This window comes from Achromobacter anxifer (assembly GCF_903652925.1).
In the GTDB taxonomy this organism is placed as follows: Bacteria; Pseudomonadota; Gammaproteobacteria; order Burkholderiales; family Burkholderiaceae_B; genus Achromobacter; species Achromobacter anxifer.
Map to the genome: position 1 here is coordinate 1,009,366 of NZ_CAHLAR010000001.1, position 25,064 is coordinate 1,034,429.

Genomic DNA, 25,064 nt, shown 5'->3' on the forward strand with positions numbered 1-25,064 from the left:
AGACATGATGGACGCGCTTTCCGGCATGCGGGTAGTGGATTTTTCCAAGGTGCTCGCCGGCCCCCTGTGCACGCAGTACTTGGGCGACATGGGCGCCGAGGTGATCAAGGTTGAGCCGCCGAGCGGCGACGATACCCGGCGCTGGCCGCCGTTCCGCGGCGAGGACGGGACGGTGTTCCTCAGCGCCAACCGCAACAAGCGCAGCGTGGTGCTAGACCTGAAATCCGACGCCGGCCGCGAGGCGGCCCAGCGTCTCATCGCCAGCGCCGATATCGTGGTGGAAAGCTACGGCCCCGGTGTGGCGAAGAAACTGGGGATCGATTACGACAGCGCGCGCGAGCTGCGTCCGGACATCATCTACTGCAGCATCTCGGGCTTCGGCACGCAAGGGCCGCTGAGCCAGGCCAAGGGCTACGACGTCATCCTGCAGGCGTTCAGCGGCATGATGGCGCTGACGGGTGAAGAAGAGGGCGCGGCGGTGCGCAGCCCGATCTCCCCCATCGACCAGGCCACGGGTATGCACGCGGCCATCGGCATCCTGGCCGCCGCGCTGCGCCGCCAACGAGGCGGAGAGGGTTGCCGGATCGAGGCTTCGCTGTTCGATACCGCGGTGGGCTTCATGGCCTACGTGATGCAAAGCTATTGGGAGCGCGGCACCGAGCCGCGCCGCTGGGGCTCGGCCCACGAGTCGCTTTGCCCCTACCAGGTGTTCGAGGCCAGCGACGGCCCGTTTCTGCTGGGCGTGGCCAACGACGCGCTGTGGCGCGCCTTCTGCAAGGAGACCGGCCGCGAGGACCTGGCTGCCGACCCGCGCTACGCCACCAATGCGCAGCGCGTCGCGCACCGGCCGCAGGTGCTGGAGGAAGTGGGCAGGATCCTGCGAACCGACACGCGCGACCGCTGGATCGTACGGCTGGGCAGCGCCGGCATTCCCTGCGCGCCCATACACAGCCTGGGTGAACTTGTCGCGCATCCGCATACGCAGGCCAGCGGCATGGTCCAAGCGCTTGTCGATCCTGCGCGCGGCAGCCTGAACGTCGTGTCGCAACCGCTGCGTTTCGATGGCCAACGCCCGCAACCCAGCGCGCCGCCGCCCGTGCTGGGCGCGCATACCGGCGAGGTGCTGCGCGGGCTCGGCTATGACGAGGCCGCCATGCAACGCGATTTTTCGTACGCCCAGGAGCAGCGCTGATGCCTATCCGGTTTGAAGTCGAAGACGCCATCGCCCGCATCACCATCGACCGGCCCGAGCGCCGCAACGCGCTGGACCAGGAGCACTACGACGCCTTGTCGGCCGCCTGGTGCCGGGTGCGCGACGACACGGCGATCCGGGCGGCGGTCATCACCGGGGCCGGCGACCAGTCCTTTTGCGCCGGGGCCGATCTGAAATCCTTCGTGGGCGCGCCGCCCTCGCTGGCCGCCTTGGCGATGACGCAAAGCGGCCAGCTGCTGAACCGCGGGCTGGAAGTCTGGAAACCCGTGGTCGCCGCGGTCAACGGCTACTGCCTCGGCGGCGGCATGACGCTGCTGCTGGCGACCGACATCCGGGTCTGCGCGCCCCACGCGAGCTTCGGCCTGACCGAAGTGAAGCGCGGCGTGTTTCCCGCCAACGGCGGCACCCAGCGCATCGCGCGGCAGTTGCCGCACGCCATCGCCATGGAGCTGCTGTTGCTGGGCGACGCCTTCGATGCGGAACGCGCCGAGCGCTGGGGATTGGTCAACGCCATCGTCCCGCAGGACCGCCTGATGCCAGTGGCGATGGACTACGCGCGGCGCTTGGCGGCCAACGCGCCCCTGGCCGTGCAGGCGGCCAAGGAGCTGGCGGTGCGCAGCCGCGACCTGAGCCTGACGGAAGGGCTGCGCATGGAGCAGCTGTTCCTGCGGGTGTTGCAGGGCTCGGAAGATGTGATGGAAGGCGTCAAGGCGTTCGCCGAGCGCCGCGCGCCAGTTTTCAACGGAAGATGAGGTAGCCATGGCAATGCGTTCTCTTTTATTCGTACCGGGCGACAGCGAGCGCAAGCTGGAGAAGGCGCTCGCCAGCGGCGCCGACGCGCTGGTGCTGGACCTGGAAGACTCGGTGGACGCGGCACGCCTGCCGCAGGCGCGCGGCATGGTGCGCGAGTACCTGCAGGCGCGTCCGGCAACCGGGCCGGCGCTGTGGGTGCGCGTCAATCCGCTGGACTCGGGCCTGGCGCTGGACGATCTGGCGGCTGTGATCCGCGCCGCGCCCGACGGCATCCTGCTGCCCAAGTGCGAGGGACGCGCGGACATCGTGACCCTGGACCATTACCTGCGGGCGCTGGAGGCCCGCGAGGGACTGGCCATCGGCGCGACAGGCATCATTCCCGTGGCGACCGAGACCCCCGCCGCCATGTTCAACCTGGGCAGCTACGCGGACTGCAGTGCGCGCCTGCGCGGCCTGACCTGGGGCGCGGAAGACCTGGCCGCCGCGGTGGGCGCCATCAGCAACCGCGAGGAAGACGGCGAGTATGAGTTCAGCTACCGGCTGGCGCGCTCGCTCTGCCTGCTGGGTGCGCAGGCCGCCGGGGTGATACCCATCGATACCATCTGCGCGAATTTCCGCGACGCCGAGGGCCTGCGCCGCGATGCCAAGCGCGCCCGGCGCGCGGGCTTTCTGGGCAAGATCGCCATCCATCCGGACCAGGTCGCCATCATCAACGAGGCGTTCACGCCTTCCGCGGACGAGATCGCCAAGGCCCGCAGGATCGTGGCGGCGTTCCATCAGTCGCCGGGCGTGGGCACGCTGCAGCTCGACGGCGAAATGCTGGACCGTCCGCATCTGAAACAGGCCTTGCGCGTCCTGGCGGGAGCGCCTGACATGTCGTAGTGCACCCAACGCGACCGCCTGGCGACAAGGGCGGCGTATCACCAAAGGAGACTGAGATGATGCATTCCGCAGCAAGACGGCTATGTGCCGCCGTCGCCGTGTTCCTGGGGGCGGCGTCGGCCGCCGCGGCCGCCGACTTCCCGAGTCAGCAGCCCATCAAGATGATCACCGCATTCGGGCCGGGCAGCGCCAGCGACATCGTCGCCAGGATGATCGCCGAACGGCTGCAGACGCGGCTGGGCCAGGTGGTCATCGTCGAGAACCGCCCGGGCGCGTCCGGGCAGGTCGCGGCCGATCTGGTGGCGCGGTCCCAGCCCGATGGCTACACCATCATGCTGGCCACCAACACCACGCATTCGTCCAACCCCTTCCTGTACAAGAGCCTGCGCTACGATCCGCTCAAGGATTTCACGCCCCTGGCGCAGGTGTGCAACTTTCCCTTCGTGCTGGTGGTCAGCGACAAGCTCGGCGTATCCAGCGTGCAGGAGCTGCTCAAGTACAGCAAGGCCAATCCCGACAAGGTCAATTACGCCTATGGCAACAGCACCGGGCAGATCTCGGCCGCGTCGTTCGACAAGCTGACGTCCATGCGCGCCGCCGCCATTCCCTACAAGAGCACGCCGCAGGCCATGACCGACATCATCGGCGGCCGCTCGACCTTCATGTTCGTGGACCTGGCTTCGGCGGCGGGGCAGATCAAGGCTGGGAGCCTCAAGGCGCTGGCCGTCACCACCGAGAAGCGCAGCGCGCTGGCGCCGGACCTGCCCAGCATGTCGGAGGCGCTGGGGCAGCCGGGCTTCGACCTGGCGGCCTGGGTCGGCATCTTCGGCCCGGCCAAGATGCCCGCGCCGGTCAGCAAGCGGCTGGCGGACGAACTCTATGCCGTCGTGTCGTCCGAGGACGTGAAGCAGAAGCTCACCCAGATGGGCGCGGAGCCCACGCCGGCGCCGGCCGAGAAGCTGGGGCCGTTCGTGGCGCAGCAGCTGAAGGTCTGGGGCGAGAAAGTGCAGCAGGCTGGCATACAGCCGGAATGACGCGGCTTAGCCGCGCCCGCGGGCATCGAAGCGCCGCGCCGCCTGCAACAGCAGGCGTTCGCTGCCCGCGGGGCCCAGCAGTTCCAGGCCGACGGGAATGCCGCTGGCGGTGAAGCCCATGGGCACGCTCAAGGCCGGCAGACCCGTCACCGCCGCCAGCAGGCCATTGCCGCCGCGCTGCGGTTCGCCCAGCAGCACGGGCGCGCCGCGCACGCTGGGATAGGCCAGCAGGTCCAGCCGGTCCCGCTCCATCGATGCCAATATCTCGTCGCGCAAGGCGCGGGCGCGCGCCAGCACCGCCAGGCGCGCGGTGCCGTCCGCGTCGCGCAGCGCATCGCGCTCGCGCAGCAGCGGCGCGACTTCGGGATGGGCATAGCCGCCGTCCAGGATGTCGCCCAGGCTGCGCACGGGCAGGCCCGCATCGCGCAGGCAGGCGGCCAGCGCGTCGCGGAACTCGTAGCCGGTGACGTTGGCGGCCGTCAGGCGCGTGTCTTCCAGGTCAAGAGCCACCGGTTGAACGTGCGCGCCGCCGGACTGCCAGCCGGCGAGCGCCATCCGGACATGCCGGGATACCTCTTCCTGTTCTGCATCGGCGCGGCCGAAGAAAGCGTCCAGCGCGCCTATGCGCCAGCCCTGATCCGCGCGGCGGGCGTCATCCTGTTCGTCGGGATCGGACATCGCCGACCACAGCGCCGAGAGATCGGCATGGCTGCGGGCCAGGGGGCCTACCGTGTCCAGCGTGGGCGACAAGGGCACCACGCCGGCGTTGTCGTGGCGCCCGGCCGTGGGCCGCAATCCCCAGACCTGGTTGAAGGCCGCCGGAATGCGGATCGAGCCGCTGGTGTCGGTGCCGATGGCTGCCGCCGCGTAGCAGGATGCCGCCGCCACGGCGCTGCCGCCGCTGGAGCCGCCCGGCACGCGGGCGGCATCATAGGCGTTGCGCGTGCGGCCGGAGAGCGAGGATACATTGGTGATGCCGCAAGCCAGTTCGTGCAGCGTGGTCTTGCCCAGCACCACGGCGCCGGCCGCGCGCAAGCGGCGCACGACCTCGGCGTCGCGCTGCGGCCGGCGCTGCGCCAGCGCCAGCGAACCCGCGGTGGCGGGCATGCCGGCGACGTCGATGTTGTCCTTGAGCAGTAGCGGAATGCCGTGCAGCGGGCCCAGCGCCGCGCCGCGCTGGCGGGCGGCGTCGCGCTGTCCGGCCTCGTCCAATGCCTGCGGGTTCAGGGCCAGCACCGCATTCAGCGCAGGCCCGGCCTGGTCGTAGGCGGCGATGCGCGCCAGATAGGCGCGTACCAGTTCCACGGCGCTGAGGCTGCCGGCCGCCATGGCCGCTTGCAGCTCGGCGATGCCGCGGCCGAAGACGGGATCGCCATGCGCCAGCGGTCCGGCCAGCAGGCGTGGCGCGTTCATCGGAAGTGGCACGCCACCCAGTGCTGCCCGGCGTCCGAGTCGCCGGCGCGCTGCGCCAGGGCCGGCTGCTGTTCCTTGCAGACCGGCTGCGCCAGCGGACAGCGCGTGTGGAAGCGGCAGCCACTGGGCGGATTGGCCGGGCTGGGCGGATCGCCTTGCAGCAGCTTGCGCTGCGCGGGCTTGTGCGGATCCGGGACCGGCACGGCCGACAGCAGGATCTCGGTGTAGGGATGCAGCGGACGCGAGAACAGCGTGTCGCGGTCGGCGACCTCGACGATGCGACCCAGGTACATCACCGCCACGCGGTGGCTGATGTGGCGCACCACGGCCAGGTCATGCGCCACGAACAGGTAGGCGATGCCCATTTCCTCTTGCAGGTCCATCAGCAGGTTGATCACCTGCGCCTGCACCGACACGTCCAGTGCCGACACCGGCTCGTCGCACACGATCAGCTTGGGCCGCAGCGCCAGCGCGCGCGCGATGCCCAGGCGCTGCCGTTGGCCGCCGGAGAACTCGTGCGGAAACTTTTTCATCGCCTCCGGACGCAGGCCGACCTTGGAGAACAGCCAGGCGATCTCATCGGCACGCGAGCGGCCGCCGGAGGCCGGGAAGTTCTGCAGCGGCTCGCCGACGATGTCGCCTGCCGTCAGCCTGGGGTTCAGCGACGCGTACGGATCCTGGAAGATGATCTGCATGTCGCGCCGGCGGGTACGCATCTGCTCGGCCGACAGCGCCAGGATTTCCTCGCCTTCCAGCCGCACCGATCCCGAGGTCGGCTGGATCAGGCGTAGCACCGATTTTCCGGTGGTGGTCTTGCCGCAGCCGGATTCGCCCACCAGCGCCAGGGTTTCGCCCTTGTCCACGGTGAACGACACGCCGTCCACGGCCTGGATGACCTTGCGGCGCGGCTTGAACCAGCCGCCCGCGCCGGGGTAGTGCATCTTCAGGTCGCGCACGTCCAGCAAGGGCGTGACCGGGACGGCGGGCTCGTTGCGGGCGCTCATGCTTGGACTCCAGTCAGGGCGGCGCCAGGCGTCGCGGAAGCCGCCGCCTGCGGGGCGGGTTGCGCGGCGACGCGCGCCGCTTCGTGACAGGCGACCACGTGGTCGCTGCCATGTTCCATCAGTTCCGGCGCTTCGGCGCGGCAGCGTTCGGTGGCGTAGGCGCAGCGCGGGGCGAAGCTGCAGCCCTTGCCCAGCTCGCTGGGCGCAGGCACCATGCCGGGAATTTCGGCCAGGCGCTGCGTCGAGGTGTTCATCGACGGCATCGACGCCATCAGCGCCCGCGTGTACGGGTGCAGGGGCCGGTCGAACAGTTCGGTGACGGGGGCTTCCTCGACCTTGCGGCCGGCGTACATCACGGCCACGCGGTCACAGCATTCGGCCACCACGCCCAGGTCGTGGGTGATCAGCACGATGCCCATGCCCAGGTCCCGCTGCAGGCTGCGCAGCAGGTCCACGATCTGCGCCTGGATGGTCACGTCCAGCGCCGTTGTCGGCTCGTCGGCGATCAGCACCTCGGGATTGCAGGCCAGGGCCAGCGCGATCATCACGCGCTGGCGCATGCCGCCGGACAGCTGGTACGGATACTCGTGCACGCGCCGCTCGGGTTCGGCGATCTGCACCAGGCGCAGCATTTCCTCGGCGCGGCGGTAGGCCTCGCGGCGGCCGAGCTTTTGGTGCAGCATCACCGTTTCCGCGATCTGCCGGCCCACCGTCAGCACGGGGTTCAGCGAGGTCATCGGTTCCTGGAAGATCATCGAGATCCGGTTGCCGCGGATCTGGCGCATCTGCTTTTCGGTCAGGCCCAGCAGGTCCGTGCCGCGATAGCGGATCTGGCCGCCGGCATAGCGCCCGGGCGGCGTGGGGATCAGCCGCAGGATGGACAGCGCCGTGACGCTCTTGCCGCAGCCGGACTCGCCGACCACGCCGAGCGTGCGGCCTGCCCGCACCTGGTAGGACACGCCGTCCACCGAGCGCACGGTGCCGGACACGGTATCGAAGTAGGTGCGCAGGTTGTCGACTTCGAGCAGCACGTCGCCAGGGGCGACGGCGGCGGGAGAGATTGCCATGGCGTGCTCCTAGCGTTGGTTGGTCAGGCGGGGGTCGAGCGCATCGCGCAGGCCGTCGCCCATCAGGTTGATCGCCAGCACGGTGATGGCCAGCAGGATGCCGGGATACAGGATGGTGTAGAACGCCACCGCCACGTAGTTGCGGGCGTCGGCCATCATGTTGCCCCAGCTGGGAACCTGGGCCGGCACGCCTACGCCCAGGAACGACAGCACCGCCTCGGTCAGCACCGCGGTGGCGGCGATGAACGTGGCCTGCACCACCAGCGGCGTGACCATGTTGGGCAGCACGTGGCGGCGCAGGATCACCGGCAGGCGCGTGCCCACGGCGTGGGCGGCCTCGACGTAGAGCTGCTCGCGCAGCGTCAGCGCCAGCGAGCGCACCAGGCGCACCACGCGCGGCACCTGCGGAATGGCGATGGCGATGACCACCGTGGTCAGGCTGGCGCGGATCACGGCCATCAGGGCGATGGCCAGCAGGATGTCGGGGATGGCCATCATGCCGTCCATGATGCGCATGATGATGGCGTCGGCCCAGCGCACGAAGCCCGCCAGCAGGCCCAGCACCACGCCGACGGCGGTGGCGATCAGCGCCACCACGATGGCCACCACCAGCGACACGCGGCCGCCCCAGACCACGCGGCTGAACACGTCGCGGCCCAGCGCGTCGGTGCCGAAGTAGTGCTCGGCCGAAGGCGGCTTCATCCGTTGCAGCGGATTGATGTTGATGGGGTTGTGCGTGGCGATCCAGGGCGCGGCGATGGCCAGGCCCGCGACGATCAGCAGCAGCGCCAGGCCCAGGATCAGGGTGGGGTGCTTGCGTACCCAGCGCCAGCGGCGGCCGCTGGCGCTGAGCGCCTCGTGCAGCACCACGGGCGGGCTGGTGGAAATCGAACTTTCTGACATGATTCTTTCCTGCGGCGGCTCAGTAACGGATGCGAGGATCGAACAGCCGGTAGCTGAGGTCGATCAGCAGATTGATCACCACGTAGGTGCCGGCGGATAGCAGCAGCACGCTCTGGATCACCGGATAGTCGTGGTGCTGGACCGCGTCGATCACCAGGCGGCCGATGCCGGGAATGGCGAACACCGTCTCGGTCACGACCACGCCGCCGATCAGCAGCGCGATGCCCACGCCCACCGTGGTGGCGATGGGAATGGCGGCATTGCGCAGCGCATGCTCCAGCACGGGCAGCACGGCCAGCCCCTTGGCGCGGGCCGTGCGGATGTAGTCCTCGTGCAGCACTTCCACCACGGTCGCGCGGGTCATGCGGGTGATCAGCGCGATATACACCAGCGCCAGGTTGATGCAGGGCAGGGTCAGGTTGCGCAGCCAGGGACCCACGCCCTCGGACAGGCTGACATAGCCCTGCACCGGCAGCCATTGCAGCTTGATGGCGAAGCCGTAGATCAGCAGGTAGCCGACCAGGAACACCGGCACCGAGAACGCCAGCACGGCGAACAGCATCACCAGGCGGTCGATCCAGGTGCCGGCGCGGTAGGCGGCCAGCACGCCCAGCGGCACGGCCACGATGATGGAGACCAGCATCGTGAGCGCGGCAATGGACAACGTGGGTTCCACCCGCTGCGCCAACAGCTGCGTCACGGGCACGTGGGTGAAGATGGACGTGCCCAGGTCGCCTTGCAGCAGTTTGCCCGCCCACAGCCCGAACTGCCGCCACAGCGGCTCGTCCAGGCCCAGCGCCAGGCGCAGCTTGGCGATGTCGTCGGCGGAGGCGAAATCCCCGGCGATGAGCGCTGCCGGGTCTCCCGGCGACAGGTGGATCAGCAGGAAGACGATCACCGCCACCACTGCCATGACAGGCACGATGGCTAGCACTCGCCGGATGATGTAACCCATGGTTGTCTCGCGTATCGATTAGGCTGAAGGCGGACTACTTGTCCAGCACCCACAGGTTCGGCAGGCTCCAGATCTTTTCCGCGTTCTTCAGGCTGTTGTGCGAGGCGAATGCCCGCGAATACTGGCCCACCGAGATCGCGGGGAAGACTTCATAGGCGCGCTCCTGGAACAGGTCGAGCACGCGCTTGCGCTCGTCCGAGCTGGTGGCCGCGATCCACTGGGCGCGCAGTTCGTCCAGCTTCTTGTCGCAGGGCCAGCCCGGCAGGCTGTTGCCGCACACCGCGCCCAGGTAGGTGTTGCTGATGGGCGAGTCGACGTTGAACTCGGACGCGGCCGACAGGAAGATGTTCCAGCCGCCCTTGTCTATCGGTTCCTTGCGGGCGCGGCGGGCGGTCAGCGTGGCCCAGTCCATGGACTGGATGTCGAGGTTGACGCCGATGTCCTGCAGCGCCTGGATGGCGACCAGGGTGGCGGAGTTCAGGTAGGCCAGGTCGGTGGGCAGCAGGATCGCGATCTTCTCGCCCTTGTATCCGGCTTCGGCCAGCAGCTTCTTGGCCAGGGCGGGATCGGGCTTGGCGTAGGGTGCCGCGCCGGCGTTGGTGTCGTTGGGGCCGCCGCAGATGAAGACCGTGGCGCAGTACTTCATGCGCAGGTCGTCGGGGTAGCCCATGGCGGCGGTGAACTTGTCCTGGTCCACCAGATGCGCGACGGCCTGGCGCGCCTTCTCGTTGTTGAACGGCGGCAGGGACTGGTTCAGGATGATGTAGCCCTGGGCGCGTTCCATCACGCCGATCTTGACGTTCTTGTTGCCGCGCAAGGCGTCGATGTAGTCCGCCGGCGCCTGTTCGATCATGTCGACTTCGCCGTTGGTCAGCGCGGCCGTGGCGCTGTTGGAATCGGGCAGCACGCGCCATTCCACGCGCGGGATGTGCGGGGTCTTGTTGCCGGCCAGGCCGTCGGCCTGGGCCTTGGGGCCGACATAGTTCGGGTTCTGTTCGAACACGATCTTGCTGCCGGGCACCCATTCGGCGCGCTTGAAGACGTAGGGGCCGGAGCCCACGACCTCGGTCAGCGGGCGGTCGGCCGGCTGCGAGGCCAGGCGCTGGGGCAGGATGAACGCCGGATAGCTGGACACCTTCGCCAGGCCTTCGAGCACCAGGTCGAACGGCTGGTCCAGCGTCAGCTTGAAGGTCTTGTCGTCGACCGCTTCCCACTTGCCGCCGGCGCGGGTGATGGCCTGGCCGATGTTGTCGCGCGCGGACCAGCGCTGCAGCGACGCGATCACGTCGGCGGTGGTCAGCGGCTGGCCGTCGCTGAACTTCAGGCCGGGCAGCAGCGTGAAGGTCCAGTTCTTCTTATCGTCGCTGGCCTGGTACTTTTCGACCATCTGCGGCTGCGGCTTGCTGTGCGAGTCCATCGCGAACAGCGTGTCGTACACCATGTAGCCGAAGTTCCGCGTGATGTAGGCGGTGGTGAAGGTCGGGTCCAGCACCTTCAGGTCGGCGTGCGGCACGATGCGCAGGGTCTTGGCCTGCGCGTGCGCCGGGGCGGCGCCAAAGGTAAAGGCCAGGCCGAGCGTGGCCGTCGAGAACAGGCAAAGCAGGCGTTTTTTCATCGCGCTAGGCTCCCATCGTGTTTATGGAGTTGCCGGCGTCAGCGCGCCGGCTGGTTGTCAGAGCGGCCACTTGGGCAGCCGGATATTGCGGTACGTGAGCGTCTTCCAGTCGGGCGTGGCGACGCCCTTGCCGCCGACATAGATGATGTGGCGGGCGACCTTCGAGAACGAGGCATGGAAATGCTGGGCCGACTTGACCACCACGATGCGCTTGGAGGCAAGGTCGCAGCCCAGCTGCGTGAACAGGTCCATGTTGATGGCCTGGTTGCGCAGCGAGGTCAGCACGATCTCGATGCCGTCGGCCTCGACCAGCGCGCAGTCGCCCATGGCCGCCGGCGCGCCGGACAGGCCCGTCATGATCATTTCGGCGTGGATGGCCTTGACCGTGCAGCGCAGGTCCAGCGGATCGCCGGACAGCGGGCCGACCTTGCCGCCGATGCGCAGGTCCAGCACGGCGCCGGGGCCGGCATCGAAGGCGATGCGCGCCGCCACCGGATCCCACATGGGGCCCAGCGCCGCGTTGGTCACGCCGCGTTCCAGCATGCGGCGCAGCACGAAGGTGGCGTCGCCGGGCGCGCCGCTGCCGGGATTGTCCGGCCGGTCGGCCAGCACCACAGGACCGTCGCCGAAGGCCAGGGCTTCGTCCAGCGCCTGGTCCACGCTGCGGTACGGCACCATCAGCTGTTCGCGCATGGCGATGAGTTCATCGGCCAGCTGGCGCGCCAGCGTCCGGGCGCGGGCCGCGTCGCCGTCGGCGTAGACCAGTACCTTGGTGCCCATTTCCGGCACGTCGCCGGTGGCGAAGCCTTGCGCCGCCGAGATCGACAGGATGCCGTCGCGGCCTTCCAGCGCCTTGATGCGGCTGACGAAGCCCTGCGCCGGTTCGCGGGTGGTGTGCATCGGCACGATCATTTCGCAATCGACCAGCGCGGCCACGGGCCGCGTGCGGCCGGCCTGCGCGTCCAGGCACAAGGCCAGCAGGTCTTCCGCGCGTTCGCGGATGTCGGTGTGCGGATATTCCTTGAACAGCACCAGCACCGTGGCCTGTTCCACCATCAGCGGACTCAGGTGGGCGTGCGGGTCCAGCTCCGCGCCCACCACCACGTCGGGGCCGACGATCTCGCGCACTCGGCGCAGGATGTCGCCCTCGCAATCGTCATAGCCGTCGGCCACCATGGCGCCGTGCAGGCCCAGCAGCACCATGTCCACCGGCATGGCCGCCCGCAGGTCCGCCAGGATCTGGTCGCGCAGCGTCTCGTAGGCGCTGCGGATGGTCGTGCCGCCGGGCTGGGCGGAGGTGACCAGGCCTTCGGCCAGGGTCCAGCCGGCTTCGCGGCCGCGCTGGCGTGCCACATACAGCGGCGCGCCGGCGAAGGTCACCGTGTCCGGATGCGTGCCCGCCGGGTAGTAGTCGCGGTCCTGGAAGGCGGCGAGGCTGGTGGGCATGGGGGCGAAGGTATTGGTTTCCGTGCCCAGGCCGGCGCTGAAGATCTTCATGCGCGGGCTCCCGGACAGGCTGCTGCATGCGCCGCGGCGCGCGCGGCGGTCCAGTACGACGACATAGTTTTCCCCTTGTATGGATCGGATGTCCGTCACTGCCGCCACACGAAAAGGGGGCACTGCGCTCCGTACCGCGGATGATCGGCGGCACACCAGCGCGGCACAAATAGCTAACGTGTTCCCATGGATAACCCAAGGTTATGGTGTGCGCTTTTTCGGGGAAAATCGCGGTGAAAAGCGCGCAGATCGGCAGCTTTTAAGGGAAAACGATAGGCCGGCCGGAAGCCCTCGCGCGCGCATATGAAAGGTTATGGACAGTTCATGATTTGGAATTGGCAGGCCGGGCGGGCGGCGCTCAGAATCTGGAGCTGTTGCGGGCCGGCGGACATGCCGCCGGGCCCGCTATCTTCAAACCGCTAGCGGCGCGCCGCGCCCTGGAGTCGCCCATGCGCATATTCACCGGCGCCCTCGCCACCGAAACCAACACGTTCTCGCCTTTGCCTACCGGCCTGGCCGCCTTCAAGTCGCGCGAATACCTGCCCGGCGGCACCCATCCCGACCACATGACGTTCTATGCGGGGCCGCTGTGGGCTGCGCGCCAGGGCGCAGGCGAGGGCGGCTGGACGCTGGTCGAAGGGCTGGTCGCTTCGGCCCAGCCCGGCGGCACCACCACGCGCGCGGCCTATGAGACCTTGCGCGACGAGCTGCTGGCCGACCTGCGCGCGGCGCTGCCGGTGGACATGGTGCTGCTGGGCCTGCACGGCGCCATGGTGGCCGACGGCTACGACGATTGCGAGGGCGACATCCTGCGCCGAGTGCGCGAGATCGTCGGACCCGGCGTGGTGGTGGGCGCGGAACTGGATCCGCACGCGCATCTGACGCCGCTGATGGTGGAACAGGCCACGGTGCTGGTCCTGTTCAAGGAATATCCGCACACCGATGTGCTGGAGCGCGCCGAGGACCTGCTGGCCTTGTGCCTGGACGCGCAGGCCGGCCGCACGCGGCCGGTGGCCGCGCTGGTCGATTGCGAAATGATCGTGCCGATGCACACCACCCGCGAACCGGCGCAGGGCTTCGTCAGCCGCATCAAGGCGCTGGAAGGCCGCGACGGCATCCTGTCGATCTCGGCGGCGCAAGGCTTCGCCACCGGCGACGTGCCGGAAATGGGCACCAAGGTGCTGGTCTACGGCGACGGCGACGCGGCCCGCGCCCAGATGCTGGCGCGCCAGCTGGCCGACGAACTCATCGCCATGCGCGAACAGCTGATGGTGCCGTACCGCAGCGTGGACCAGGCGCTGGACGAAGCCCTGGCCTTCGGTGACGGCCCCATCGTGCTGGCCGACCGCTCGGACAATCCCGGCAGCGGCGCCGCCGGCGATTCCACCTATCTGCTGGCCAGGATGCGCGAACGCGGCATACGCAATGCGGCCATCGGTCCCCTGTGGGATCCGGTGGCGGCGCGCATCGCCTTCGACGCCGGTCCCGGCGCCACGCTGGACCTGCGCATCGGCGGCAAGGTGGGACCGCTGTCCGGCAACCCCGTGGACGCGCGCTGCGTCGTGGTGGCCACGCATGCCGACATGACTATGACGGGCAACTCCAATACCCGCATCGCCCTGGGCGACTGCTCGCTGGTGGACGTGGACGGCATCCTGGTCGCGCTGGTGTCGCTGCGCACCCAGGCTTATCACACCGACCTGTTCACCCAGCTGGGCTGCGACCTGACGGCCCAACGCCTGATCGTGGTGAAGTCCGCGCATCATTTCCATGCCAAGTACGCGCCCTTGGCCAAGGCCGTGCTGTACGTGGCGGCGCCCGGTTCGGCCAGCCCGGACTGGCGCAGCCTGCCCTACCGCAAGGCTAGGCTGCCGAAGTGGCCTATCGCCTGATCGTGTCGCGCGGGATCAGTAGCGGACCGCGGGCATCGAGGCCAGCGCGATCATGAGGACGGCTATCGCCAGCCACGCGGGCCAGCTGATGAGGCTGGCAGCGAAGAAGCTGATCGATTGCGCCTTGCCGCGGAACCTGCCGACGGCATAGGCGCAGGCCGCGGCGCAGAGCGTCAGCCAAGCCAGGGGCGCCGCCAGGGAGGCGGCGTCCGTGGCTTCCTTGGAGTCAACGAAGAGCTGCTGCAGCCCCGGATCCACCAGCGACGCCCAGACCAGCACAAAGCCGGCGCTGAACAGCAGGCCCAGCGAGCCCCAGGCCAGGGCAAGCTTGAGCTTGCGCTGGCGCAGCGCGACGGCCAGGCCGATGACGAGGGCCGTGGCGCAGCCGAGGATGAGCAGGAGAATGAACTGACGCGGATGCATTGTTGCGGCCATTGCGGGGGAAGCCGCCGGCAAGCATAAAGAAAAATGAGCTGGCGCGTCACCACCGGTGCTGGTAGGTCAGCGTCAGCACGGCTCCCGCGGCCGGGAGCCGGCTGGTGTTGGTATTGCTGCGCAACAGCTGGCTGTACAGTGGGTAGTAGTCGCGGTTGAACAGGTTCTCGACGCCGAGGATGAAGGTGTTGCGCGGGTCGGGCTGATAGCGGCCCATGAGATCCACGGTGAAGTAGCTGTTCACGTCCCTGCGGCCGAAGCTCTCCTTGCCGTCCAGGCGATAGTCCTTGGCGCCGAAGTAATTGGCCTGCACGCGGCCGCTCCAGCGCTCGTTCGGCCGGTATTGCAGATAGGCCGTCAGCTTGAGCGGCGGAACCCGGTAGCCGGTCATGCCTTGCCAGCTGCCGCCATCCGGTTGCTCGCGGCCCTTCATCCAGGTGAAGGTGCCGCCGGCGCCCCATTTCTCGTCGTCGGTGCTGGTGTCGATGGTGCCTTCGACGCCGTAGATGCGCTCTTCCGTGCGCGTGAGGATCAGGCCATTGTTGAAGCTCTGCACGTCGCCGAGTTTCGACGTGGTGTAGAACACGGCCAGGGACGCTGAGGTGTTGCCCGCGCCGCCGCGCCAGCCCAGCTCGTAGTTGTTGGTCTTGACCGGCTGCAGGTCCGACGAGCCGATGTCGAAGCCCGGGCGCGCATTGCGCATCTGGACCCCGATGTCGGGCAGCTGGAAGCCCTGGCTGAAGTTTGCGTAGAGCTCCTGGCCGCGCACGGGCGCGTAGGCGACGCCGACGTTCCACAGCAGCGCGTCATAGTTGACGGAGCCTCCCTGGACCGTGGCGGGCGAGGGCACGCGCAGCTGCGACAGGGGCACGAAATCGCCGAACCGCGCGGAGGCGTATTCGTAGCGCGCGCCTCCCTGCACCGACCATTGCTCGTTGAAGCGGTGTTCAAGCTGCGCGAAGAGACCGGTGCTGCGGGTCGTCAATTCGGGCATGTAGGTGAGGCTGCCGATCCTGTTGAATACCCGTCCGCCGCTGCGGTCGTAGGCCACCGGATCGAAGATGTCGATCGGCATGTCGCTGCGTTCCTGATTGAAGTCCGCGCCCCACAGCACCTTGGATTGCTCGCCCAGCGGCGTGTCCACGGTGAGTCGGCTGCCGAACACCTTGGTGTTCTGCGTCACCTGGTCGACGTTGTTGCCGCGCGTGACGACGGCGCGGGCGTCGAAGGGCGTGAAGCGGGTGAAGTAGTCGCGGTAGTACATCTGCGCCGTGACCTTGCTGCCCAGCAGGTTCAGGTGTTCGTATTCCAGGTTCAGCAGCGTGTTGCGGATCTGGTTCTGGTCGGCCAGTTGCAGCCCGCTCATGGGCAGCGCGCGCGCCGATCCCGGCGGCAGGCGGCCGACGGAAGGATCCGAGGTGTAGTCGGAGTCCTGGTCCGCGTTGTAGTAGCTGGCGGACAGTTGCAGGCGCTGCTTGTCGTCGATGCGCAATCCCAGCTTGCCGCCCAGGCTGTAGATGTTGGAGTCGAACAGATCGCCCTGGCTGGGCTCGGGCGCGATGCGCCTGCCCTGCGCGTCATACGAGGCGCCGTTGTGACGGGCGCCCAGGTCCAGCGAATAGTCCACCATGCCCTGGCTGCCCGCGAAGTGCTGCTGCAGCTGTCCGCCCAGGCCGTCGGCGCGCAGGCGGCTCAGGGGGCTGACCGCCGTCACCGTGGTCTCGGATACCGGTTCTCCGCCGGCTGGCCGGGTGGTGATGGAAACGATGCCGCCGGTTGCGCCGGCGCCGTAGATCGAGCTGCTGCCGCGCAGCACTTCGACCCGCTCGATTGTGGCAGGGTTGATGTTCGCCAGATTGCGTGAAGAGTCGCGGTTGGTGTTGAGCGGAATGCCGTCCACCAGCACCAGCACGCCGCGGCCGCGCAGGGTCTGGCCGTAATCCGTCATGGTGCGGCTGGAGTCGGCCATGCCGGGCACGGTCTTGGAGAGCACGGTGGCCAGGCTGTCTGAACCCGTGCGCAGTTCCTGCAAGGCATCGCGGTCCAGCACGATGGTCTGCTGCACCGGGCTGACCAAATTGCTGGACGTGCGCGATGCGGAGACTTCGATGGGCGCCATGACCTGGGGCTGGCCCGCGCTTTCCGGCTCGATGATGGTCGCGGCGCCGTCCTGGCGCACGCGCAAGGGCCGGTCCTGCAACAGCGCGGACAGCGCCTGCTGCGGCGTCATGGTTCCAGAGACGGCCGGCGCCTGCATGCCCGCGACGGTCTGCGGCGCATAGAAGATCTGCAAGCCGTGGGTCTGGGCCAGCGTGCGCAAGGCCTGGTCCAGCGATTGCGCGGGCATGTTGATCGCTACCGGCGCGGCCTGCGCCAGGGCGCCCGCGGTTCCCGTCATCAGCGCCGCCGCCAGCGCCGTCGTTGCCAGGCCTCGCATCCGCGCGCGCCTTCCCCATGTTTTGCGATCCACTTCCTGTGCTCCTGAAGCCTGTGGGCGGGCACCATGCCCGCCTGGTTATCAGGAAGAAGACGCAATACGCAGAAAATACCTGAATGCCGTGGCGGCTTTTTTTGTAACAGCGATGGCTGCCCGCCTCAGCGGGCGACGATTTCGGTCTGGCCGCCGGGCAGGCGCCGCACCGCGACGGGCAGGATGTGCGGCAAGGCCGTCAGGAAGGCTTCCGTGTCCGCGGTCTGGAACACGCTGGTCAGGCGCAGCGCTTCCAATCCCTGGCGCGGCGCCAGGGTGATGGCCTGCTGCCGGTAGCGCGACACCTCGCGCACGGCGCTGGCCAGGTCGGTGTCGGCGAATACGATCTGGCCCTGGCGCCAGGCGAGCGCGGCGGCGACAGGGTAGGCCTGGACCTCGCCGGCATGACCGCTGACATCGATGCGGACCGCGCTGCCGGCGCGGACGGGCACTGCGGTCTTGTCCGCGCTGCCGGCCACTTCAACCGAACCCGACTCCACCACGACGCGCAATTGGTCCGCGTCGCGGCTCACGTCGAAGCGGGTGCCGGTCACCTTGGCGCTGCCCAGCCCTGCATCCACGATGAAGGGCCGCGCGGCATCCTTTTCCACCGCGAACAGGGCTTCGCCTTCTTGCAGCAGGACCAGGCGCCGGGCGCCGTCGAAGCGGACCTCGATCCGGCTGCGGCTGTTCAGTTCGGCGGTGGATCCGTCCGGAAGCGTGACGCTGCGCCGTTCTCCGGCTGCCGTGCGGTATTCCTGCATGGGATCGGCGTGCAGCCAGAGGCCCGCCGCAATCGTTGCCGCCGCCATGCACAAGCCCAGGCCCAGAGCCCACCGGCGCGCCGGACGTTGCGCTCGCCGCGGCTCCTGCGCCAGCGCGCGCAGCCGTTCCTCGGGAACGGTGGCGGCCGCTTGCCAGATCGATTCCAGCATTCGGTACTCGGCGGCGTGGCGCGGATCCGCGGCAATCCAGGCATCGCGTTCGGCCTGCGCGGCCGCGTTCCATTCGCCGGAGTGCGCGCGCGCGAACCAGCGTGCCGCCACCTGGCGGACAGGATCGGCGCCGGTCTCGGGCGGTTGGAGTGGATTGTCAGTGCGGGGCATAGGCTCCCAGCCGTTCGCGCAGATGCAACGCGGTGCGAATCATGTACTTCTCGACCATGTTCTTGCTCAGGCCCATGCGTTCCGCGATCTCGGCTTGCGTCAGGCCTTCCAGGCGCTGCCAGACGAATACCTGGCGGCACTTGAGCGGCAGCTCGGCAAGCGCCGTTTCCAAAGCCAGGCTCAGTTGTTCGGTGCGGACCTGGGCGAGGGGATCGCCCCAGTCGCTGGGATGGCCGGCTATGGTATCAAGCGGTACCCATTCTTGCCCGTCCGTCCGCCGGAAGTTGTCCACGGCCATGTTGCGCGCGGCCTGATGCAGATAGGCGCGCGGCTGCGTCACGCGTTCGGGATCGGTTTCCAGGCATTTGACCAGGGCGTCATGCGCGAGATCGCGAGCGGCATCGCGGCAGCCCAACTTCCGGGTCCAGACCGCAAGCAGCTCTTCGTAGTAGGCCAGGAAGCCTTGCGAACGGGGGGGACGTGATGACATGGCGCGGGGTCGGCTGGGCTTTCATGATAATGCTTTTTATTTGCATTGAAAAGCGAGCCGGCGGAGGCGCCTTGGTCTTGCGGCAGCAGGCGAGACCTCGCGGCCCCGCCTCAGGCTTCGATGGTGACGATGTCCCCCGCGTGCCGCGCATACTCCAGCGCGTACGCCATCTCGCTGCGCGTCTGCGCATGCAGATACAGCCAGGGCTGCCCGCGCGCGACCTCGTCGCCCAGCCGCGCGTGCAAGGACACGCCGGCGGCCGGCCGTTCCGGCGCGCCGGCCAGCTTGGCCAGGCGCGACAGCTTGCGGTTGTCGATATGGGTCACGCGGCCGGCCTGCAGCGCGACCAGGGGTTCGACGTGCGCGGCCCGCGGCGGTTCGCGCAGCCCGCCCTGGGCCGCGCAGATGCGCGCGAATTTTTCCCAGGCCTGGCCGCTGTCCAGCGTGCGTAGCGCCAGCGCAATGCCTTGTCCAGGCGGCGCCGCGCCGCCGATTTCCAGCACGGCGCCGGCCACCAGCGCGGCGCGTTCGCGCAGGTCTTGCGGCTGGTCGGCTTCGTTGTGCAGCACGGCCAGCACATCGCGGGCCTCCAGCGCCGGGCCGATGCCGCGGCCCACGGGCTGGCTGCCGTCGGTGTACAGGCAGCGCAGGGTCAGGCCGAAGCGGGACGCCGTCTCTATCATGTGGCCCGCGAGACGCTCGGCCGCCTCGCGGCTGCGGATCTTGGCGGTGGGGCCGATAGGAATGTCGATCACCACGTGCGTGGCGCCGGCGGCAATCTTCTTGGATAGCACCGAGGCGATCAGCTGGCCCTCGGTGTCGATGTCCAGCTCACGCTCGACCCGTACGAAAATGTCGTCGGCCGGACTCAGGTGCATGGCGCCGCCCCAGGCGACGCAGCCGCCCTCGGCCTCGACCACGCGCCGCAGCTGGTCCATGTCCAGGTCCACCGGGGCCAGCATTTCCATGGTGTCGGCCGTGCCGGCGGGCGAGGTGATCGCGCGCGATGAGGTCTTGGGCATGACCAAGCCGTTGGCCGCGGCGATGGCGACCACCAGCGGAGTCGTGCGGTTGCCCGGCAGGCCGCCCACGCAATGTTTGTCGACCACGATGGGAGCCTGCCAGCCCAGGCGGTCGCCGACCTCGACCATGGCCTTGGTCAGGAAGATGGTTTCGTCGATGCTCAGCGGCAGCGTGGCCGTGGCGGTCAGGAAGGCCGACAGGTGCACGTCGGTGTAGCGGCCGCGCACCACGTCGCGGACGATGGCGGCCAGATCCTCTTCGCCCAGCCGGCGGCCGTAGATGCGCTGGCGCACGCCGGCCAGGGATTCCAGCACCGGCGGGTGCCGCACTTGCACGCTGTCGCCGTCGCGTATCGCCAGGGCGTCCCAGGCATCTTCGGATAGCGCGACCTGATCCAGCGCCAGCAGGTCGCTGTCGATCTGGTAAAGCTGGGCCTGCACCTCGTGGCCGTTCGACGTGATCAGCACCTGCGAGCGCGATGCCAGGCCCTCGGAGCGGCAGACGTGGCAGTCGGCGCGCATCAGCGCGATGGGCTGGTGCTGCGCGTGCAGGCGCATGCGCGTGGCGCGCAGCGCGGGCGGCTTCAGTTCGGCGACGCGGCTCACAGTTCGTACCTTTGGTCCTGCAGCGGCACGGTGGCATGCCAGTTGAGTTCGCGCTGGATGCGTTCGCGCAGGGCTTCGGAGGCCTCGGGCTCGCCATGGACGATGAAGACCCGCCGCGGCGCCTCATGAAATCCGGACAGCCAGCGCATCAGCCCGTCGCTGTCGGCGTGCGCCGACAGCATGGGCAGTTCGGCGATCTCGGCGTTGATGGGCGTCCACTGGCCGTAGATCTTGGTTTCCGTGGCGCCGTTGAGCAGCTTGCGGCCGCGCGTGCCCGCAGCCTGGAAGCCGGAAAAGAGCAGCGTATTGCGGTGGTCGGTGCCAAAGGCGGCGATGTGGTGCAGCACCCGTCCGCCGGTGGCCATGCCGCTGGCCGAAATGATGATCTTGGGATAGCGGTTGGCCGACAGCGTTTTGGACTCCTCCACGTCGCGCACATAGGTCACGGCGGAGCAGGCGGCGTCGTACTCGCGCGCCGACAGCTTGTGTTCGCTGGCGTGGCGGTCGAGCAGTTCGGTGGCGCTGGTCGCCATGGGGCTGTCCAGGTAGACCGGAATGTTCTCCAGCCGGCCCGCCTGGCGCAGCTTCCAGAGCGCGTAGATCAGGGTCTGCGCGCGGCCGACGGCAAAGGCGGGGATCACGACGGTTCCGCCGCGCTGCACGGTGCGTTCGATGACGGCCGCCAAGGCTTCGATGGGATCGGCCGTGTCGTGGCGGCGGTTGCCGTAGGTGGATTCGATGACGATGTAGTCGGCGCGCTGAACGGGCTCGGGGTCGTGCATCACGGGGTCGTTGTAGCGGCCCAGGTCGCCCGAGAACACCATGCGCATGCCGGCGATGTCGATCTGTGCGGTGGACGCGCCCAGGATATGACCAGCGCGGCGCAGGGTCAGCTTCGCGCCGCCGGGCAGGGCGGTCTCCTGGTGCAGCGCGACGTCCGAAAAGTGCGTCATCGCGCGCTCCGCGTCCACGACGCGGTACAGCGGCAGCGCCGGCTTGTGTTTGGAAAAGCCCTTGCGGTTGGCGAAGTCGGCGTCTTTTTCCTGGAGATTGGCGCTATCCAGCAGGATCAGTTCGGCGACGTCGCGGGTCGCGGGCGTGGCGTGGATCTTGCCCTTGAAACCGTCCACCACCAGCCGCGGCAGATAGCCGCAGTGATCGAGATGGGCGTGAGTCAGCACCACCGCGTCTATGTTGGCCGGAGAAAAGGGCAGCCGTTGCCAGTTCAGTTCCCGAAGGTTCTTCAGGCCCTGGAACAGGCCACAGTCCACCAGCAGGTGGGTGTCTTCGTGGCTCAGGAGATGTTTGGATCCGGTGACGGTGCCGGCGCCGCCGAGGCAGGTCAGTGAGAGCATGGTGTCCTCGTGGGGTATCAGGATGTGAAGGCGAGGTCGGCGGGATTGCCTATGCCGTCGATGGCGCGCAGCTGCTTCGCCTCGAGCACGTCCGCGCGGCGCCAGCCGGCCACGGCCGCCGCCGCGTCGACCGCATGCGCCCAGGTGCAGCGGTTGGCGAACAGCATGCCGGGCACGTCCAGCGTGCCGCCGCGGCTGATATAGCCTAGCGCGCGGGTACGCGCCGGGCCGCCGTCCAGCCGGCGCAGCACGCCCAGCATGGGTTCGGGGCGCGCATGGCAGAGCAGCACGCGCGGCAGGCCGGACGGGAACAGGGCCTGGACGGCATCGTCGGGCAGCGTGAATGCGGCTTCGAGTTCGTCGCGCGGGGCGCGCAGGCGGCCCGGCTCCAGCACCACGGACACGCAGCACTCGCGGCCCAGCGCGGCCAGATGGGCGCGCGCCTTCAGCGCTTCTTCGAGCTGGTAGGCGCCGATGGCGACGAATTGCAGGACGCTGGCTTGCGGGTCGCCGGCGACGTGGGCCGCGCCTTGCTCGACCAGCGCCTGCGCCGCCCGGGCGTCGAAACGCTGCTTGCCGTCGCGCTTGGACACGACCAGGCAGGCCACCTGGGCGCGCTGCGCATAGACCGCGCGCAGCGCCGCCGCGGCGCTGTTGCCGTCCACCGGGAACAGTACGCGGGATGTGTCGGACATTTCGCCCAGCAAGGCTTCGCCTATGGTGGGGTCCTGGTGCGACTGTTCGTTCTTGGCGTTCTCCCAGGTATGGGAGGTGACCACCAGCGGCACCGACAGCCAGCCGGGCGCCTGCCCGAGTTCCTTCTGGCGGCGCGCGAAGATGATCTCCTGGCGCAGCAGGCCCAGCATCTTCACCGCGAAGGCCTCGTAGCTGACGATGAGGTTCAGGCCGCCCTTGTTCGCCAGCGCGGCGGCGGCCACGGCCTCTTCGTTCAGGGCCGTGATGACGGCGCCGTGCTGGTCTTCCGCTACGCCGGCTTCGGGATGGTCGACGCGGTGCTTGAGCAGGGCCAGCGTGGCGCCCATCTTGTTGCTGGCCAATTCGTCCGGATTGCCGATGCGCACGCGCAGCCCCGGATTGGCGCGCACCAGTTCGACGAACCAGCGGTCCAGCGTGGCCATGGCGCTGCCCTGGCTGCCCGCGGTTTCCCAGGCGGGCTCGGGCAGCGCGGGCGCAGCGGGATTGCGGTGCGCCATGGGATGCCCGCTTTCCAGCGGACGTTGCTGCGCGCCGTGATTGGCCAGCGCGGCCAGGGCCACATCCAGTTCCGCTTGCGGCACGAACAGCCTGGCGGCGCTGGCGTTGAAGGCCTCGCGGGCCGCGCCGTCGGTATGGGGATTGCCACCCAGCGGCAGGTTGTGCGCGGCGTTGGTGCCGGCGCCGGGAAAGCCGAATCCCTTTTCGGTTTCGGCGATGACATAGGGCAGCCGGGCGGGGTATTGGAAGTCCGGCGCCGCCAGGCTGGCGGCCAGCGCCTCTTCCGCCGCCAGGATGGCCCAGGCGATGGCGGCCGGATCGCGGCCGTCGACGATGAGCGGATCGAAGCCGTTGTGGCGCAGGTCCTCGGCCAGCCAATGCGCGCCGCCTTCCTGCACGATCTGCGTGCGCTGCTCGATGCGGCGGCCATTGAGGATCATGACCGGCACGGCCTGGCCGCAATCCTCGGCGCGCCACCAGCGCGTGGCCCAGTCCGAGCCGCGCTGTTCCTCGAACGCGCCGTCGCTCAGGAAGGCCACCAGGCTCTCGCCCGGCAGCGGCATGTGCACGTACTGCAGGCCGGCGAAGCCCAGATAGCCGCCCTCGGACACGGCGCCCGCCGTGTTGGGGCCGGCATGGCTGCCCAGCGGCACCGCGGGCAATCCCCGCGCGTCGATGGCGTAGGAATAGAAGTCCGTGATGAGCCGTCCCAGCCCGGCCTCGCTGCGGTCATAGCGGCCGCGCTGCGCCGGAGAAACGTCGCCAGTCAGGGCGTTGACGGCTTCGATGGCGGCCACGCAATGGCCCTGACCCATCAGCCAGCCGCGGGTCTTGCCCGTCAGCGCATTGGCCAGCAGATAGGCGACGAAGGCCGGCACCATGTTCAGCGAGCCGCCCGTGTGGCCCTCGGGATTGGGTTTGAAGTCCGCGGCGGCCAGGGGCACGCCGTTCAGGTCGATGCGGCGGGCGTAGGTCATGTGCGCCACCACATTCATCGCGGCGCAGCTCAGCCGGTCGGCCGCGGCCAGCATGGCGTAGGCTTCGTCCGCGCTGGCGTTGCCGCCGCCGCCCGCCAGGCGCCGTACCAGCGCGTCCACGCGTTCGATGGTGTCGGCGCGGTGTTGGATGGGGCCATGACCGGATAGCCAATGCTCGCGGAGATTCATCGCGTCATTTCCTTTGAGTTCGGGTGATCAATCGTGCAAACCGCGCAGCAGCGCGTTGGCCAGCAGCGGCGCCAGTTCGATGCGGTTGCTGGGATGAGGCACGGCGTCGGTGGAGACGACGCGTTCAAAGCAGGCGGATACCTGGGACCAGGCGTCCTCGGCGAACAGGGCGTGCACCACCACGCACTGCGGCGGCCGCAAGCCCGCCAGCTTGCCGGCCGCCACCACCAGGGTGCGGCCGGAAGAGGCGATGTCGTCCACCAGCACCGGCGTGCAGTCGCGCCAGGCGGAGAGGTCGGGCACTTCGATGTCGACCTCTCGGTCCCCATGGCGGGTCTTGCGCAGCACCACGTGCGGCGCGCCGATGCGCGCCGCGATGGAGCCGGCCCACTGCTCGCTTTCCTCGTCCGGGCCGACGATCAGCGGCGCCTGCACGTTGCCGGCGATCCAGCTGGCCAGGCGCGGTGCGGCATGCAGCGTGGTCGTGGGAATGGTGTACAGCGCCGACAGCGAGGGGTGCCGGTGCAGGTGCGGATCGACGGTCAGCAGCCGGTCGAAGGTCGAGGACACCAGGCGGGCGAATGACAGCGAACTGATGCTTTCGCCGTCCTGGAAGCGCTTGTCCTGGCGCATGTAGGCCAGGTAGGGCGCAATCAGGTTGACCTCGGTGGCGCCCAGGTCGCGCGCGGTGTCGGCGGCGAAGATCAGGCGGAGGAAATCGGGATCCGGCCGGGCCAGCGTGCAGACGATGTCGACCGCGCGGCCGCGCGGGTCGCCGTGCAGGCGCACATAGCTTTCGCCGTCAGGGAAGCGGCGGGTTTCCACCGCGCCGAGTTCGCCTTGGCACAGGGCGGCAAGGCGCTTGGCGAATCCTTCGTTGCCGGGGAGCGGGAGGATAAGTCTTTGCATGAATGCCGGGTCCGCCTGATCGAGGTTGGGGAAACCGAAGAGGCCGGGTGGGCCTCGCGCGG

At 68.9% G+C, this 25,064-nt stretch carries 20 protein-coding genes; 5 read left to right on the top strand and 15 right to left on the bottom strand.

The features are described from left to right. Window positions 1–4 precede the first annotated feature (4 nt). From HWY37_RS04585 to HWY37_RS04600, 4 genes are read left to right on the top strand one after another with little or no spacing between them, the layout of a single operon-like run. Window positions 5–1,192, top strand: a complete 1,188-nt coding sequence (locus tag HWY37_RS04585; RefSeq protein ID WP_175208737.1) for a CaiB/BaiF CoA transferase family protein — start codon at window positions 5–7, stop codon at window positions 1,190–1,192. Further along, window positions 1,192–1,965, top strand: a complete 774-nt coding sequence (locus tag HWY37_RS04590) for an enoyl-CoA hydratase/isomerase family protein (protein ID WP_175208738.1) — start codon at window positions 1,192–1,194, stop codon at window positions 1,963–1,965. The genes HWY37_RS04585 and HWY37_RS04590 overlap by 1 nt, the downstream gene beginning before the upstream one ends. Before the next feature lie 7 nt (window positions 1,966–1,972). Then, window positions 1,973–2,848, top strand: coding sequence for an HpcH/HpaI aldolase/citrate lyase family protein (locus HWY37_RS04595; RefSeq protein ID WP_217706377.1), 876 nt, complete (start codon window positions 1,973–1,975; stop codon window positions 2,846–2,848). 56 nt (window positions 2,849–2,904) lie between these two features. Then, the gene (locus HWY37_RS04600; protein ID WP_176087963.1) at window positions 2,905–3,882 is read left to right on the top strand and encodes a Bug family tripartite tricarboxylate transporter substrate binding protein; all 978 of its coding nucleotides are present in this window, start codon (window positions 2,905–2,907) and stop codon (window positions 3,880–3,882) included. 6 nt (window positions 3,883–3,888) lie between these two features. Here HWY37_RS04600 and HWY37_RS04605 read toward each other — a convergent pair whose 3' ends face one another. Genes HWY37_RS04605 through HWY37_RS04635 form a run of 7 tightly spaced genes read right to left on the bottom strand, consistent with a single transcriptional unit; the run spans window position 3,889 to window position 12,336 of the window. Continuing rightward, entirely contained in the window at window positions 3,889–5,295 is a 1,407-nt protein-coding gene (locus HWY37_RS04605; RefSeq protein ID WP_175208741.1) for an amidase, read from the bottom strand. Further along, complete coding sequence (locus HWY37_RS04610) at window positions 5,292–6,299, bottom strand: ABC transporter ATP-binding protein (RefSeq protein WP_176087964.1); 1,008 nt, start codon at window positions 6,297–6,299, stop codon at window positions 5,292–5,294. The genes HWY37_RS04605 and HWY37_RS04610 overlap by 4 nt, the downstream gene beginning before the upstream one ends. After that, window positions 6,296–7,366, bottom strand: a complete 1,071-nt coding sequence (locus HWY37_RS04615; protein ID WP_175208743.1) for an ABC transporter ATP-binding protein — start codon at window positions 7,364–7,366, stop codon at window positions 6,296–6,298. Before HWY37_RS04615 ends, HWY37_RS04610 begins: the two co-directional genes overlap by 4 nt. 9 nt (window positions 7,367–7,375) lie before the next feature. Continuing rightward, window positions 7,376–8,269, bottom strand: coding sequence for an ABC transporter permease (locus tag HWY37_RS04620; RefSeq protein WP_176087965.1), 894 nt, complete (start codon window positions 8,267–8,269; stop codon window positions 7,376–7,378). Between the two features lie 19 nt (window positions 8,270–8,288). Further along, on the bottom strand, window positions 8,289–9,224 hold the full coding sequence (locus HWY37_RS04625; protein WP_175208745.1) for an ABC transporter permease: 936 nt from the start codon (window positions 9,222–9,224) through the stop codon (window positions 8,289–8,291). Between the two features lie 34 nt (window positions 9,225–9,258). After that, window positions 9,259–10,839 (bottom strand): ABC transporter substrate-binding protein, encoded by a 1,581-nt coding sequence (locus HWY37_RS04630; protein WP_176087966.1) that lies wholly within the window; start codon window positions 10,837–10,839, stop codon window positions 9,259–9,261. A 57-nt stretch (window positions 10,840–10,896) separates the two neighbouring features. Then, window positions 10,897–12,336, bottom strand: coding sequence for a M81 family metallopeptidase (locus HWY37_RS04635; protein WP_175208747.1), 1,440 nt, complete (start codon window positions 12,334–12,336; stop codon window positions 10,897–10,899). A gap of 449 nt (window positions 12,337–12,785) precedes the next feature. On the opposite strand from HWY37_RS04635, the gene HWY37_RS04640 reads away from it, so the two are divergent. Further along, entirely contained in the window at window positions 12,786–14,228 is a 1,443-nt protein-coding gene (locus HWY37_RS04640) for a M81 family metallopeptidase (RefSeq protein ID WP_176087967.1), read from the top strand. A 15-nt stretch (window positions 14,229–14,243) separates the two neighbouring features. Here HWY37_RS04640 and HWY37_RS04645 read toward each other — a convergent pair whose 3' ends face one another. From HWY37_RS04645 to HWY37_RS04680, 8 genes are all read right to left on the bottom strand, one after another. Next, a complete protein-coding gene (locus HWY37_RS04645; RefSeq protein WP_176087968.1) occupies window positions 14,244–14,663 on the bottom strand; it encodes a hypothetical protein in 420 nt (139 codons plus the stop codon). A 46-nt stretch (window positions 14,664–14,709) separates the two neighbouring features. Next, the gene (locus tag HWY37_RS04650; RefSeq protein WP_176087969.1) at window positions 14,710–17,100 is read right to left on the bottom strand and encodes a TonB-dependent receptor; all 2,391 of its coding nucleotides are present in this window, start codon (window positions 17,098–17,100) and stop codon (window positions 14,710–14,712) included. A gap of 158 nt (window positions 17,101–17,258) precedes the next feature. Then, window positions 17,259–18,239: a FecR family protein gene (locus HWY37_RS04655; protein ID WP_176087970.1), complete on the bottom strand. Its 981-nt coding sequence runs from the start codon at window positions 18,237–18,239 to the stop codon at window positions 17,259–17,261. Continuing rightward, window positions 18,226–18,729 (bottom strand): sigma-70 family RNA polymerase sigma factor, encoded by a 504-nt coding sequence (locus tag HWY37_RS04660; RefSeq protein WP_176087971.1) that lies wholly within the window; start codon window positions 18,727–18,729, stop codon window positions 18,226–18,228. The genes HWY37_RS04655 and HWY37_RS04660 overlap by 14 nt, the downstream gene beginning before the upstream one ends. A 110-nt stretch (window positions 18,730–18,839) precedes the next feature. Beyond that, entirely contained in the window at window positions 18,840–20,357 is a 1,518-nt protein-coding gene (locus HWY37_RS04665; RefSeq protein WP_246302185.1) for a thymidine phosphorylase family protein, read from the bottom strand. Next, entirely contained in the window at window positions 20,354–21,712 is a 1,359-nt protein-coding gene (locus HWY37_RS04670; RefSeq protein ID WP_175208761.1) for an MBL fold metallo-hydrolase RNA specificity domain-containing protein, read from the bottom strand. Before HWY37_RS04670 ends, HWY37_RS04665 begins: the two co-directional genes overlap by 4 nt. Before the next feature lie 17 nt (window positions 21,713–21,729). Beyond that, entirely contained in the window at window positions 21,730–24,093 is a 2,364-nt protein-coding gene (locus HWY37_RS04675) for a phosphoketolase family protein (protein ID WP_176087972.1), read from the bottom strand. 27 nt (window positions 24,094–24,120) lie between these two features. Beyond that, window positions 24,121–25,002, bottom strand: a complete 882-nt coding sequence (locus HWY37_RS04680) for a ribose-phosphate pyrophosphokinase (RefSeq protein ID WP_175208763.1) — start codon at window positions 25,000–25,002, stop codon at window positions 24,121–24,123. Window positions 25,003–25,064: the final 62 nt, after the last annotated feature.